This window comes from Pseudomonas sp. MYb13, assembly GCF_002980075.1.
In the GTDB taxonomy this organism is placed as follows: domain Bacteria; phylum Pseudomonadota; class Gammaproteobacteria; order Pseudomonadales; family Pseudomonadaceae; genus Aquipseudomonas; species Aquipseudomonas lurida.
In genome coordinates, this window is sequence record NZ_PCQI01000006.1 from 109,747 (window position 1) to 124,317 (window position 14,571).

10 protein-coding genes and 2 tRNA genes are annotated in these 14,571 nt (G+C 61.1%); 8 read left to right on the forward strand and 4 right to left on the reverse strand.

The features are described 5' to 3' along the window. Nucleotides 1-34 precede the first annotated feature (34 nt). Nucleotides 35-1,042 carry a DUF481 domain-containing protein gene (locus CQ002_RS13535; RefSeq protein ID WP_105162796.1) on the reverse strand — a complete coding sequence of 336 codons (1,008 nt, stop codon included), beginning with the start codon at nt 1,040-1,042 and terminating at the stop codon, nt 35-37. A 193-nt stretch (nt 1,043-1,235) separates the two neighbouring features. On the opposite strand from CQ002_RS13535, the gene CQ002_RS13540 reads away from it, so the two are divergent. The 4 genes from CQ002_RS13540 (at nt 1,236) to CQ002_RS13555 (ending at nt 6,009) form a co-directional block, all read left to right on the forward strand. Further along, nucleotides 1,236-1,550, forward strand: coding sequence for an MGMT family protein (locus tag CQ002_RS13540; protein WP_052211153.1), 315 nt, complete (start codon nt 1,236-1,238; stop codon nt 1,548-1,550). A gap of 43 nt (nt 1,551-1,593) precedes the next feature. After that, the gene (locus CQ002_RS13545) at nt 1,594-3,126 is read left to right on the forward strand and encodes an AmpG family muropeptide MFS transporter (protein WP_105162797.1); all 1,533 of its coding nucleotides are present in this window, start codon (nt 1,594-1,596) and stop codon (nt 3,124-3,126) included. Between the two features lie 193 nt (nt 3,127-3,319). Then, nucleotides 3,320-5,035, forward strand: a complete 1,716-nt coding sequence (locus tag CQ002_RS13550) for a proline--tRNA ligase (RefSeq protein WP_034109207.1) — start codon at nt 3,320-3,322, stop codon at nt 5,033-5,035. Nucleotides 5,036-5,055: 20 nt separating this feature from the next. Then, complete coding sequence (locus CQ002_RS13555; RefSeq protein WP_034109208.1) at nt 5,056-6,009, forward strand: hypothetical protein; 954 nt, start codon at nt 5,056-5,058, stop codon at nt 6,007-6,009. A 69-nt stretch (nt 6,010-6,078) separates the two neighbouring features. On the opposite strand, the gene dinB is transcribed toward CQ002_RS13555, so the two are convergent. Next, nucleotides 6,079-7,137 (reverse strand): DNA polymerase IV, encoded by a 1,059-nt coding sequence (dinB, locus tag CQ002_RS13560; RefSeq protein WP_034109209.1) that lies wholly within the window; start codon nt 7,135-7,137, stop codon nt 6,079-6,081. Between the two features lie 279 nt (nt 7,138-7,416). On the opposite strand from dinB, the gene CQ002_RS13565 reads away from it, so the two are divergent. The 4 genes from CQ002_RS13565 to CQ002_RS13580 all read left to right on the forward strand — a co-directional run bounded on the left by CQ002_RS13565 (nt 7,417) and on the right by CQ002_RS13580 (nt 12,045). Next, nucleotides 7,417-7,493: transfer RNA gene (locus CQ002_RS13565), tRNA-Met, on the forward strand. A 267-nt stretch (nt 7,494-7,760) separates the two neighbouring features. Next, nucleotides 7,761-7,837, forward strand: a tRNA-Met gene (locus CQ002_RS13570). Between the two features lie 279 nt (nt 7,838-8,116). Beyond that, nucleotides 8,117-10,759 (forward strand): bifunctional lysylphosphatidylglycerol flippase/synthetase MprF, encoded by a 2,643-nt coding sequence (mprF, locus tag CQ002_RS13575; RefSeq protein WP_069078237.1) that lies wholly within the window; start codon nt 8,117-8,119, stop codon nt 10,757-10,759. Next, a complete protein-coding gene (locus CQ002_RS13580; protein ID WP_105162798.1) occupies nt 10,759-12,045 on the forward strand; it encodes a virulence factor family protein in 1,287 nt (428 codons plus the stop codon). Before mprF ends, CQ002_RS13580 begins: the two co-directional genes overlap by 1 nt. Before the next feature lie 149 nt (nt 12,046-12,194). Here the strand turns inward: CQ002_RS13580 and recJ are convergent, their stop codons facing one another. Both recJ and CQ002_RS13590 read right to left on the reverse strand, forming a co-directional pair. Then, nucleotides 12,195-13,904: a single-stranded-DNA-specific exonuclease RecJ gene (recJ, locus tag CQ002_RS13585; RefSeq protein WP_034109212.1), complete on the reverse strand. Its 1,710-nt coding sequence runs from the start codon at nt 13,902-13,904 to the stop codon at nt 12,195-12,197. 98 nt (nt 13,905-14,002) lie between these two features. Beyond that, on the reverse strand, nt 14,003-14,545 hold the full coding sequence (locus CQ002_RS13590) for a YaeQ family protein (protein WP_003193952.1): 543 nt from the start codon (nt 14,543-14,545) through the stop codon (nt 14,003-14,005). Nucleotides 14,546-14,571 lie beyond the last annotated feature (26 nt).

A 14,571-nucleotide genomic window follows, 5' to 3' on the forward strand; every position in this document is an offset into this window, starting at 1 on the left:
GCAAAGGTTGCCAAGCAGGTTTTGCCTGGCGGTGTTACCAGGCCACTCCGAAGCCTGCGGTGTAGCGGGTCTTGCTCAGGCTGCTGTCGGAGTCGCCGCTGATAATGTCGCGCTCGGCCTTGAGGTTGAGCGAGGCCCATTCGGTGACTTTGTAGCGCAGGCCCATTTCCGCATCCAGGGAGTACGCCGACGGCCCACCGAGGGGCCTGCCCACTTCGCCATTGGTGAAGAACTCAACGGTCTTGCCCACCAGGTAGCGGTTGTAATTCCACTTCATGGCCAGGGAATAGAAGTTGTCCTTGCCACCATCGGAATATTGGTAGTCGGTGCGGTTAAGCAGCGACCCCAGGGAGAACGCACCCAACTCATCGTCCCAGAACTGATAACCCGGGCCGGTACCGACGGTGCGCTGGCGGGACAGGTCTTCAACCTTGTCGCGCTTGTAGGTCAAGCGCCCCTGCCAGAACCAATGCTCGGTCAGGAAGCGGTCAAGGTCGTATTCCAGGGCCCAGTTGTCGGTGGTAGTGACATCGTCCTGGAATTCACGGTTGTACTCACCCTGGCCGGTATGGCGCCATTGGCCATGACGGGCCGTGGTCTTGAAGTCGATATCGTAGTCGTTGGTGTCTTTGTCCGCGCGCTTGTAGTCCAGCGCCATGTCCACATTGCCCTTCCAAACCAGGTCTTCGATCACAAGCTTGGGCTTGAGCATTTGCTGGATGCTGGCCAACTCGACGGTCTTGGGGGCTTCGCCATTGGCCAGCACCACCTTGCCGTCCTCCGCTGGTTTCAGCGACTTGGCCTTCTCGCCGGTGTAGGCGTCCTGCTTGACCAGCAGTTCCTGGTCGCTTTCCAGGGTCTTCACCTGTTTCCAGTCGACCGGAATGGCCCCCGCATAATCGGTCTGGATCAGCAGTTTGCCACCGTCGAAGACCTTGATCTTGCCGGTGAGGCGGTCACCGTTCTTCAACCAGACGGTATCGGCCAGCAAGGGCGTGGAGGCGCTGAAGACAGCGAGGCACAGCAGGGTTCTGGACAACATAAGCGGATAAGGAGCTCAAGGTTGGCGAAAAAGGGCGATTATCGTGTTAGATAGCTAGGACTGACTCAAGTATTTATATTGAGTTCAATTCTCATCGCCATGTTTACAGACGTTTCTTACAGATTGACCGACATTCTAAACGGATCGCCCCACCGTGACCCCACCTGCCGATACCCCACAAAGTCCCGCCGAGATGCGCCGTACCGCGCTCTACCTGACCTTGGCGCAAGTGCCCGAAGGCTGCGTCGTCAGCTACGGCGAACTGGCCCACCTGGCAGGCCTCGGCCGTGCGGCACGGTGGGTGGGCCGCACGCTGAGCCAGCTTCCTGACGACACCCGGCTGCCGTGGCACCGCGTGTTGGGTGCCGGTGGTCGGATAAGTCTGCCAGTGGGCAGTGCCTCGGGTGACGAACAACGCGCGCGTTTGCGCGATGAAGGCGTCACGGTCCGCAACAATCGCGTGGATATTCAGCGTCATGGCTGGCGCCCGGTAGAGCACAGCGGTTAGAGTGCGCGCTTTGTTTCCGCAAACCTGAGGCAGACTCCAGCCCATGCCCCGTAAAACCTGGCGCGCCGCGCTCGCCGCCTATGCCAGCCCCTCGACGTTAGTGCTGTTGTTGCTCGGCTTTGCCGCCGGCTTGCCTTACATGTTGGTGTTCTCGACGCTTTCAGTGTGGTTGCGTGAGGCCGGTGTGGCTCGCGAGACCATCGGCTATGCGAGTCTGATCGGTCTGGCGTATGCCTTTAAATGGGTCTGGTCGCCGCTACTCGACCAATGGCGCCTGCCACTGCTCGGCAAACTCGGGCGCCGCCGTTCCTGGCTGGTGCTGGCCCAGTCGCTGGTGATCCTCGGATTGATCGGCATGGGCTTTTGCGACCCGCAGAAACACTTGTCCTGGCTGATCGCCATCGCCGTCATCGTCGCCTTCGCATCCGCCACCCAGGACATCGCCGTCGACGCCTACCGCCTGGAAATCGCCGACGACAGCCGCCAGGCCGCGCTGGCCGCCAGCTATATGTCCGGTTACCGCATCGCCGCCCTGCTGGCCACTGCGGGCGCACTGTTTTTTGCCGAAGGGTTCGGCTCCACCGGCTTCAACTATAAGCACTCGGCCTGGACCGGCACCTATGTGCTGTTCGGCGTGCTGATGATTCCTGCACTGCTGACCACGCTGTTCATGCGCGAACCCAATGTGCCATTGCGCACCCAGTTGCAAGCTGGGCGCTACAGCTTCGTGCATCAGTTGGTCTCTGTATTTGTGCTGATCGTGTTGCTGGTGTCGGTACCGGCGATGTTCACCCAACTGTTCAACACCGATTTTGCCAGCGTGCTCTTCCACGGGGTCAGCCTGTGGCAGCTGCTGATGGAAGACCGCGCCTTCCTGCGCGCCATCCTCTATATCATCCTGACCGCCCTGTGCCTCTCGGCCATGGGGCGCCGCGGCCTGGCCCCGGTGCTGACGCCGGTCAACGACTTCATCCTGCGCTACCGCTGGCAGGCGTTGCTGTTGTTGGGGCTGATCGCCACGTATCGCATGTCCGACACCGTCATGGGCGTGATGGCGAACGTGTTCTACATAGACCAGGGCTTCACCAAGGACCAGATCGCCGGGGTCAGCAAGATCTTCGGCCTGATCATGACGCTGTTGGGCGCCGGCATGGGCGGCTTGCTGATCGTGCGCTTCGGTATCCTGCCGATCCTGTTCATCGGCGGCGTGGCATCGGCGGGCACCAACCTGCTGTTCGTGATGCTCGCGGACATGGGCCCCGACCTGCAGATGCTGATCTTTACCATCTCCCTGGACAACTTCAGCTCCGGCCTCGCGACCTCGGCGTTCGTCGCCTACCTGTCGAGCCTGACCAACCTGAAGTTTTCCGCCACCCAATATGCCCTGCTCAGTTCGATCATGCTGCTGTTGCCGCGCCTGATCGGTGGGTACTCGGGGGTAATGGTGGAGAAGTTCGGGTACCACAACTTCTTCCTGATCACCTGCATGCTGGGCGTACCCACGTTGCTGCTGATTGCCTTGCACTGGTATCAGGAAAATCGGCGTATCCGGTTGAACCCGCCCGCTGAAGGCTGACACGCCCGGTCAATATGGGCGCTGGCTAGCCTGCGGTAGCATCACCGCGGTGTAACCGATACACCGCGGCGCTGGCCTCGCAGGCAAGCCAGCCCCTACAAAAACACACTACGACCTCGCGCCTGTACTCCGGCAGCAACCGCCCGTACAATCCAAGGTCATTTCAAGTCCAAGCAACCGACAACGGCCTACCATGCGTACCAGTCAATATTTGCTCGCCACACAGAAAGAAACGCCTTCCGACGCGGTCGTGATCAGCCACCAGCTGATGCTGCGTGCCGGCATGATCCGCAAACTGGCCTCCGGCCTGTACACCTGGCTGCCCATGGGCTTGAAGGTGATGCGCAAGGTCGAAGCCATCGTTCGTGAAGAAATGAACGCCGCCGGCTCTCTGGAAGTGTTGATGCCGAGCACTCAACCGGCTGAACTGTGGCAGGAATCCGGGCGCTGGGAAGAGTACGGCCCGGAGTTGCTGCGCTTCAAGGACCGTCATGGCCGCGATTTCTGCGCCGGCCCGACCCATGAAGAAGTCATCACCGACCTGATGCGCAACGAGCTGAGCAGCTACAAGCAACTGCCGCTGAACCTGTATCAGATCCAGACCAAGTTCCGTGACGAAATCCGCCCACGCTTCGGTTTGATGCGCGGCCGCGAATTCATCATGAAGGACGCCTATTCGTTCCACGCTGACCAGGCGTCGCTGCAGGTCACCTATGACCGCATGCACACCGCCTACTGCAACGTGTTCACGCGCCTGGGCCTGAAATTCCGCCCGGTTGAAGCGGATAACGGCTCCATCGGCGGCGCCGGTTCCCACGAATTCCACGTGCTGGCCGAGTCCGGCGAAGACGATATCGTGTTCAGCAACGGCTCCGACTACGCCGCGAACATCGAGAAAGCCGAAGCGGTGCCGCGGGAAACCTCCCGTCCTGCGCCGACTGAAGAACTGCGCCTGGTGGATACGCCAGAGACCAAGACCATCGCGGCCCTGGTGGAAAAATTCAATCTGCCGATTGAAAAGACCATCAAGACCCTGATCGTGCGCGCCGAAGAAGAAGGCAAGCTGATCGCCCTGGTGATCCGTGGCGACCACGAACTCAACGAAATCAAGGCTGCCCAGCAACCTGGCGTGGCCAGCCCGCTGGTCATGGCCACCGACGCCGAACTGCGCGACGCCATCGGCGCCGGTGCCGGTTCGCTCGGCCCGCTGAACCTGCCGCTGCCGATCATCATCGACCGCTCGGTCGAGCTGATGAGCGACTTCGGTATCGGTGCCAACATCGACGACAAGCACTACTTCGGCGTGAACTGGGAGCGTGACTTGCCCGTTCCGACCGTGGCCGACCTGCGTAACGTGGTCGCCGGTGACCCAAGCCCGGATGGCAAGGGCACCCTGGAAATCAAGCGCGGCATCGAAGTCGGGCACATCTTCCAGCTGGGCAACAAGTACAGCAAGGCGATGAAGTGCGAAGTGCTGGGCGAGAACGGCAAGCCGATCACCCTGGAAATGGGTTGCTACGGCATTGGCGTGTCCCGCGTGGTCGCGGCTGCCATCGAGCAGAACAACGACGAGAAGGGCATCATCTGGAGTGACGCCCTGGCGCCGTTCCAGATCGCCCTGGTACCGCTGCGTTATGAAACCGAGCAAGTGCGCGAAGCCACCGACAAGCTGTATGCCGAATTGACGGCGGCTGGTTTCGAAGTGCTGCTCGATGACCGGGACAAGAAAACCAGCCCGGGCATCAAGTTCGCCGACATGGAACTGATTGGCATCCCACACCGGATCGTGGTCAGTGACCGCGGCCTGGCCGATGGCAATCTGGAATACAAGAGCCGGACCGAAGCCGAAGCCCAACCGTTGCCGGTGGCTGACGTGCTGTCTTTCCTTCAGGCGCGTATTCGTCGCTGAAAACCAGATCAAGAGAAGTCATGTTCAAGCGAAACACCAGAGCCCTGGGGGGCGCCGCCTTGTGCGGCGCCCTGCTGGTCAGCGGCTGCGCCAACCAGATGTCGCAACGCAGTGAGCACGAGGAGCGGGTCGAGCGTAAGTTGCTCGACCACAGCCTGCAGATCGATGTCGGCGACCCTAAAGTGCTGGAGCTGCCGCAACGCCGGGTTCGCATTCACGAGCAGAAGACCTTCGAGGTCACCGAGTTCGAAGTCACCCGCCGCTACGATCGCTACACCCCCTATCAACCCTGGCGCAAACTCTACGAGATGCCATTGGGGGCGGTCGCCTTGGTGGCGGGCGCGGGCGCCAACGTGGCGAATATCTTCGCCCTCGGCAACCTGCCGACCAGCATGACCCACGACTGGCTGACCTACGGCGTGGACGGTCTCAACCCGTTCATGAACGTGCAATCCCACGGCCGTGCGCAACAGAACCTGGCGGGTATCGATGAAGTCCAGCGCGACAAGCGTGTGGAGTATTCGAGCCTGCCCTGGAGCGAACGCCCGGTGCAGGTCACTGCGGGCAAGCAAGTCCATGAGCTGACCACCGACCGCAACGGCGTCCTGCGCCTGAACCTGTTGGACAGCCCATTTGCCGAGCAGGACCTGAACCGCGTCACGACCTTGAAAATCAGCGTGGCAGATGGCCAGGACGACGTCCATTCGGACTCGACCCTGGCGATCAGCAACACCCTGCGCGGCAAATTGCTGGAAGCCCACGGCCTGATCTACGACGACTTGGAAGACGACGAAGTGAGCCAGTGGGTGCACCGCGTCAAGCGCCTGTCGGAGCTGGGGCTGGAGGAAGAAGCCAGCGAACTGGAACAAAGCCTGATCGAACTGACCCGCAATGACCCCGAGTTGCAGCAGGAATTCCTGCAGGCGCTGACCAAGGATGCAGGGCGACTGGTGGCGGACCCCGGGGCTCGTTGACTCCTCAAGACCATCGAAAATCTAAAGGTGGGAGCGGGCTTGCCCGCCCCCACCTTTAACACCCGGTTTCTACCAGGAAAACTCAAGCTGTTCATTGCCGTTGCTCAAATCCAGCAACCGCACCCCAATCCCCAGCAACCGCACCGGCTTCCCGCCGCGATTGAAGGCCTGCGTCAGCAGCTGTTGATAACTCTCCAGATCCCGCCCTGCCCCCGCCTGCTCAAGCGTCGTCTGGGTAAAATCATGAAACTTTACTTTAACGAACGGCTTGCCCGCACGGTAACTGCTGTCGATGCGCGCCATGCGCCCCGCCAGGGTGTCCATTAGCTCGGGGAGTTTTGCCAGGCAGCTTGTGAGATCCGGCAGGTCCACGTCGTAGGTATTTTCCACACTGATCGATTGCCGGCGACTGTCGTTCTGCACCGCACGATCATCGATCCCACGCGCCAGGCTCCACAGCCGCTCACCAAAACTGCCAAATTCGCGCACCAGCGCCAGCTTGTTCCATTCGCGTAACTGCAAGCAATCTTCGATTCCCAGGCGCGCTAGCTTGTCCGCCGTGACCTTGCCCACGCCGTGCAACTTGCTCACACGTAGCTGCGAGACAAAGTCTTCAACCTGGTCCGGCGTGATCACGAACAACCCATTGGGTTTCTTCCAGTCGCTGGCAATCTTCGCCAGGAACTTGTTTGGCGCCACACCGGCAGACACGGTGATATGCAATTGGTTGGACACGCGACGGCGAATGTCTTGGGCAATACGCGTGGCGCTGCCGCCAAAATGCGGGCTGTCGGATACGTCCAGATAAGCTTCATCCAGCGACAACGGTTCGATCAGATCGGTGTAGTCGCGAAAGATCGTCTGAATTTCCTTCGACGCTTCCTTATAGGCATCCATACGCGGCTTGACGATCGTCAGGTCCGGGCACAGCTTCAAGGCGTGGCGCGAGGACATAGCCGATCGCACACCATAGGCCCGCGCCTCGTAGTTGCAGGTGGCAATCACCCCGCGCCGGTCCGCCGAGCCGCCCACTGCCAGCGGCTTTTGCGCCAGGCTCGGGTCATCGCGCATCTCGATGGCGGCGTAGAAGCAATCACAGTCGACGTGGATGATTTTGCGCTGCGTCATATAAACGGGGTGTGTACCTACGGGTGGCCAGTATCGCATTCACACCTGTATATAGCACCAGTAGTTTGAATCTTCCGCTTGAGCGGTAGGAAAAATCCAGGATGAATTTATTTTCTCAATCGAATCCAGCATGCCAATAGAGCTGAAAGCCTCGGCCAGACTGGGCTCGCGGGGTATCAAGGGGCCTTCATGGAACGCTAAGCGATTGAACCACAAGCGCTTTTCTTCAATTCACAGGTTGACACACCGGCGTTCCTCTGTAGAATGCCGACACACAGACGCGGGATGGAGCAGTCTGGTAGCTCGTCGGGCTCATAACCCGAAGGTCGTCGGTTCAAATCCGGCTCCCGCAACCAAACATCAAGAAAGGCCACTCGAAAGAGTGGCCTTTTTTGTTTGTGGCGAACGCACTCTCCCGCGCCGAACGGCGACGCACGTCGTGATCAAGTTCGCACGCCCCTTCTGGATGGCTTCGCAGTCCAGCGCAGGGCAAGCCCGCTCACCATAAAAGCGTTTTCAATCGCGAACTTAGGTTGCCTGGGCGGCTAATTCACACTTATTTGACCCATCGGCCCATTAACGGTTGACACCTCGCCGCTGGGCTGTAGAATGCCGCCCACAGACGCGGGATGGAGCAGTCTGGTAGCTCGTCGGGCTCATAACCCGAAGGTCGTCGGTTCAAATCCGGCTCCCGCAACCAAACATCAAAAAAGGCTACTCGAAAGAGTGGCCTTTTTTGTATCCGGTCAAAAAGTTCTTCTGAAACAATGGCATGGCATCTTTCATGAAACCGTAGACGGTTTGTAGAGTCCATCTCATTGCGAGCTATGCTCAATGCTCAAGCGCTACCCTCTACGACCAATGGCCGCTGTCGCCGTGCCCGGTGATACGCGTTAATATTTGTAATTATTTTGTCCATAGGGATTGGTAACTTGGCTGGATACCTCCATCCTGTCGCGCACAATCCACGAGGTGATTGATGCGCGCCAACTCGTCTGAACCACAAGACACTGTCACAGCAGAACAACCGATCACTCCCACTCGCTTGCGTTGGCTGGATCTGGTGAGCAAGTATCGGCAACCCATCGGGCTGGCCGTCACGCTCCTGCTGTTTGCCATCGCCCTGATCGCCTGTCGCCACCTGCTGCTGGAACTCGACCTCTACGCCCTCCACGACTCGATCCTGGAAGTGCCCAGGCCTGCCCTGCTCGGCGCGTTTGCGGCGGCTGTCGCCGGTTTCGTCATTCTGTTGGGCTACGAATTTTCCGGCGCGCGCTACGCGGGGGTAAAACTGCCCGCCAAGACATTGGCCCTGGGCGGCTTTACCGCATTTGCCATCGGCAATGCGATTGGCTTGTCGATGTTGTCGGGCGGTTCGGTGCGTTACCGTCTATATGCACGCCATGGCATCGGGGCTTCGGAAGTCGCCCACATGACCGTGTTCGCCAGCCTGGCCCTGGGCTGTGCGCTGCCACCTCTGGCCGCATTGGCGACATTAAGTAACTTGCCGGCGGCATCCACCTACCTGCATCTGTCACAAGGTTTGCTCGGCGGTATTGCTGGCGCCGTGCTGCTGTTGTCGGCGGTGTTGTGCATCGGTATTTATCGCCGCCGCCTGCCCGAACAACCCTACCCGGACAATCTGCTGGTAAAAGCCGGCCGCCGCACCCTGCGCCTGCCTGGCCGACGCTTGACCTTCCTGCAACTGATCATCACCGCGCTGGACGTCGCCGCTGCCGCCACCGTCCTTTATATGTTGCTGCCGGAAGCGCCGCCCTTCGGCCCCTTCCTGCTCGTGTACCTGCTGGCCCTGGCCGCCGGCGTGCTCAGCCATGTACCGGGCGGTGTCGGCGTATTCGAAGCGATCCTGCTGGCGGCCTTCGCGGACAAACTGGGCGCTGCGCCCTTGGCCGCGGCCCTGCTGCTGTATCGCATGATCTACGTGGTGCTGCCGCTGCTGATCGCCTGCGTGTTCCTGCTGGTCAACGAAGCGCAGCGCCTGTTCCAGACCCAGCAAAGCCTGCGGGTCGCCTCGGGGCTGGCAGCGCCAGTACTGGCCGTCCTGGTTTTTCTGTCCGGCGTGGTCCTGCTGTTCTCTGGCGCCACGCCCGAAATCGATTCACGCCTGGAAAACATCGGCTTCCTGATTCCCCACCGCCTGATTGACGCCTCGCACTTTGGCGCCAGCCTGATCGGCGTCCTCTGCCTGTTGCTGGCCCAGGGCCTGCGTCGACGCTTGTCGGCCGCCTGGATGCTGACCATGGTGCTGTTGCTGGTGGGTGCCCTGCTCTCGCTGCTCAAAGGTTTCGACTGGGAAGAAGCCAGCCTGATGACCATGACCGCCATCTTGCTGGCGATCTTCCGACGCTCGTTCTACCGTGCCAGTCGCCTCACCGAACTGCCCTTCTCGCCGCTGTACCTGGTGGCCAGTGTCTGCGTGCTGGGGGCCTCGATCTGGCTGCTGCTGTTCGCCTATCAAGATGTGCCGTACAGCCACCAGCTGTGGTGGCAGTTCACCCTGGACGCCAACGCCCCACGGGGCCTGCGCTCGTTGCTGGGCGCCGCCGTGTTGCTGGTGATCGTGTCCCTGACCTGGCTGCTGCGCACCGCGCGCCCGGTGATCCACCTGCCCACCCCTGACGAACTGGAACGCGCCAGCAAGATCCTGATGGCCTCCTCCCAGCCCGACGGTGGCTTGGCGCTCACGGGCGACAAGGCGCTGCTGTTCCACCCCAACGACGAGGCCTTCCTGATGTACGCCCGTCGTGGGCGCAGCCTGGTCGCCCTGTACGACCCGATCGGCCCCACCCAGCCACGGGCCGAAATGATCTGGCAGTTCCGCGACCTGTGCGACATCCACCATGCGCGCCCGGTGTTCTACCAGGTCCGCGCGGAGAACCTGCCGTACTACATGGACATCGGCCTCACCGCGATCAAGCTGGGCGAAGAAGCCCGCGTCGACCTGAAACGCTTTGACCTGGAAGCCAAGGGCAAAGAGATGAAGGACCTGCGCTACACCTGGAACCGTGGCTCGCGAGATGGCCTGTCCCTGGAGATCTTTGAACCGGGCACGGCGCCGATGGACGAACTCAAGGTCATCTCCGATGCGTGGCTGACCGGCAAGAACGTGCGGGAAAAAGGCTTTTCACTGGGACGCTTCAGTGATGACTACCTCAAGCACTTTCGCATTGCGATCATTCGCTTCGAAGGGCGCCCGGTGGCCTTCGCCAACCTGCTCGAGACTTACAACCACGACCTGGCCAGTCTCGACCTGATGCGCGCCCACCCGGACGCGCCCAAGCTGACCATGGAATTCATGATGGTCGGCCTGATTCAACATTATAAGAGTCACGGCTACGCCCGCTTCAGCCTCGGCATGGTGCCATTGTCGGGCCTGCAACCACGACGTGGCGCCCCGCTGACCCAACGCCTGGGCTCAATGGTGTTCCGCCGCGGCGAGCAACTGTATAACTTCCAAGGTTTGCGCCGCTTCAAAGACAAGTTCCAGCCTGACTGGGAACCCCGTTACATGGCCGTGCCCGCAGGACTTGATCCGCTGGTGGCACTGGCCGATACCGCCGCCCTGATCGCGGGCGGCTTGACTGGATTGGTGAAACGCTGATGATTCGACGCTCCTGGCGGTATGTATTGGCCTTCGTAGTGCTGCTCGCCTTGATCCTGGGTGGCGGCTATTGGTACTGGAACCGCCCTGCCCCGCAGCCGACCCTGGAGCAATTGCCCCAGGCTGACGGTTCGGTCATGACCCGCGTGACCCCGAACGGCACGCCGAAAGCCCGCGTGGCCGTGGCTGTAATGGCCGATGAAACCCTGACTGACAGCCAACTGATTGCCTTGAGCCAGGGCGGCAAGGCGCAAATTGTCCAGGTGATCCTGCCCAAGGACGACTGCACGTTGCAGGAACAGGCGCTGCAAAGCGCCCTGGGCCAGCTCAAGGGCCCGGCCACCCTGGTCAGCGGCATCGGCCCTGGCGCAAGCCTGGCATGGCGCTGGCTGGCCACACAGAACGACGACAAGGCCAACGCCATCTCCGTTGGTTTTGCCATGACCCAGGAAGGCTGCAAGGACCCGCTGCCCAAGACTTCCGCGCACGGCAACTGGCTGGTGGCCTGGAACGACAACCCTGAAGATGATGCCGCCAGTTTCGTACGCGACACACCGCGCGCCACCACCAGCATCAGCGACTACGACATTCACTACCCGCAAGTGCTGAACAACGAGTTGCGCAAGCAACTGGTGGGCTCGGACAACGGCGGCCTGGCGATTCCGGTGGTTGAAGTACCGGCAGGCCAAGCCAAGGACACCGTGACCCTGTTCCTCTCCGGCGACGGCGGCTGGCGTGACCTCGACCGTGACGTGGCCGGTGAAATGGCCAAGATCGGCTACCCAGTGGTTGGTATCGACACCCTGCGCTACTACTGGCAGCACAAGACCCCGGAGCAAAGCGCCAAGGACCTTACCGAGCTGATGCAGCACTACCGGCAGAAGTGGGGCACCAAGCGCTTCGTGCTGACCGGTTATTCGTTCGGTGCCGATGTATTGCCGGCCATCTACAACCGCCTGCCGGAAAACGAACAGCAGCGTGTGGATGCGATCATTCTGCTGGCCTTCGCACGCACCGGCAGCTTCGAGATCGAAGTGGAAGGTTGGCTGGGCAACGCGGGCAAAGAAGCCGCCACAGGCCCGGAAATGGCCAAGCTGCCGCCTGAGAAAGTGGTGTGCATCTATGGTGCAGAAGAAGTCGACGAGAGCGGCTGCACGGACAAGACAGCCGTAGGCGAGGCGTTGAAGCTGCCAGGTGGGCATCACTTCGACGAGAACTACCCAGCGCTGGCCAAGCGGTTGGTGGACATCATCGTCAAGCACCAGGCCAAGGACAAGGCCGAGTAACTTCAGGCTGTACGCAGGACCCAATGCAAGCTGGCTTTTGTGGGAGCTGGCTTGCCTGCAATAGCATCACCGTGATGTGTCAGTCACACCGCGGCGATGTTATTGCAGGCAAGCCGGCTCCCACATTGGCGTTGCGGTAAGCGTGAGCGCTAGCGCGGTTCGATATGCGCGATCATCAACTGCACGGTTTCATTGCCCCGAAACTCGTTCACATCCAGCTTGTAGGCCAATTCCACCCAACGCACAGTCGGGTTAGGCCAGACCTCACGGTCCACCCCAAAGGCAATGCCATCGAGCTTCACAGACCCGCACTCACTCTTGAGCACGACCTTCAAGTGCCGCTCGCCCACTACGCGCTGTTCCACCAACTGAAAGACGCCGTGGAACAACGGCTCGGGAAAGTGCTGCCCCCAAGGCCCGGCATGCCGCAATGCACGGGCCAGCTCCAGGTGGAACTCTTCCACCGCCAGTGTGCCGTCGGACAGCAGCCGCCCGGTGAGGTCTTCTTCGCGCAGTTGCCGACGTACTTCAGCGTCAAACGCTTCGGCAAACAGTGGGAAGTTTTCCTCAGGCAGTGTCAGGCCGGCCGCCATGGCGTGGCCGCCGTATTTGGCGATCAGGTTGGGGTGCTGACTCGCCACCACCGCCAGGGCATCACGGATATGAAACCCCTGCACAGAGCGGCCTGAGCCCTTGAGCAGGCCGTCACCGGCATCGGCGAAGGCGATGGTCGGGCGGAAATAGCGCTCTTTCATGCGCGACGCCAGAATCCCGATCACACCTTGGTGCCATTCCGGGTCGAACAGGCACAGGCCGTAAGGCATCGACTCCACAGGCAGGTCCTTGAGCTGGGCCAAGGCCTCGCGCTGCATGCCTTGCTCAATGGATTTACGGTCCTGGTTCATGCCATCCAGTTGCGCGGCCATTTCACGGGCGGCGGCAACGTCGGTGGTGAGCAGGCATTCGATCCCCAGGCTCATGTCATCCAGGCGCCCGGCAGCATTCAGCCGCGGCCCGAGGATAAAGCCCAGGTCGGTGGAGGTGATACGTGCGGCATCGCGCTTGGCCACTTCAAGGATCGCCTTGATGCCCGGCCGCGCACGACCGGCGCGGATGCGCTCCAGGCCTTGATGCACCAGGATGCGGTTGTTAGCGTCCAGGGGCACCACGTCGGCGACGCTGCCCAGGGCGACCAGGTCGAGCAACTCGCCGATGTTGGGCTGGGGCGTGTTCTCGTACCAGCCCAAGCTGCGCAGGCGCGCCCGCAGGGCCATCAGCACGTAGAAGATCACGCCGACGCCGGCCAGGGCCTTGCTCGGAAACTCACAACCGGGTTGGTTCGGGTTGACGATGGCATCCGCCGCCGGCAATTCATCGCCGGGCAAGTGGTGGTCGGTCACCAGCACTTGCAACCCCGCCGCTTTCGCCGCCGCCACGCCTTCGACGCTGGAGATGCCGTTGTCCACGGTGATCAGCAACTGCGGCTCGCGCTGCAGCGCCACTGCGACGATTTCAGGGGTCAGGCCGTAGCCGTATTCAAAGCGGTTGGGCACCAGGTAGTCGACGTGCGCCGCACCAAGCAAGCGCAGGCCCAGGGTGCCTACCGTACTGGCGGTGGCGCCATCGGCGTCGAAGTCACCCACGATAAGGATGCGCTGACGCTGCTCCAACGCCGTCACCAGCAGGTCCACCGCCGCATCGATCCCCTTGAGCTGCTGATAGGGAATCAACCGCGCCAGGCTTTTGTCCAGCTCGGCCTCGGACTGCACCCCGCGTGCGGCGTAGAGACGGGTCAACAGCGGTGGCAGTTCACCGAGAAACGGCAGGACGGCAGGCAACGGGCGAGGATCAATACGCATGGGGCGACGGGGGCTTCTCTTCTATTACAACGGTTAGACAACAAGGCTGAAAACGACACAGGCCAACTGAAGGCGCCGGCAAGCCGGTGCCTGCAGGTTCAGCCGCGCTCGCCAACCAGCCATTGCAGTTGTACTTCGTGCTGGCCGCGATCATCAGTCACGAAGATCGTACCTTCGCTGATCATTACGTCCCACTTGATGACACGCGGCATGTCCTTGGCGAGGGTTTCGAGGACTTCCTGGGGAACAGCGGCGATGTGTACGTTTTTCAGGTTATTGGCCACCGGTACCACTTTGCCTTCCCACACACGCAGGCTGCCATAAGCCAGCAAGCTGGTGCGTTCGGTGCGGCGCGAGCACCAGGTGAGGCGGTCGGCATCGGGCTGGCCGACTTCGATCCAGTGGAGGACCCGGTCATCCAGGCTTTTTTCCCACAGGGCTGGCTCGTCTACATCTGACAGGCCACGGCCAAACGCCAACTGCTCGTTGTACCAGAGGGCGTAGGCCAACAGACGCACGGTCATGCGCTCTTCGGTTTCCGAAGGATGGCGAGCGATGGTCTGCTTGACGCTCTCATACACCGAGCGGTCGAGGTCAGTGAGGTTGAGTTCGAATTTGTAGGTCGTGGACGGCTGGGCCATGAACGGACTTCTAGAGACAGGGAAAG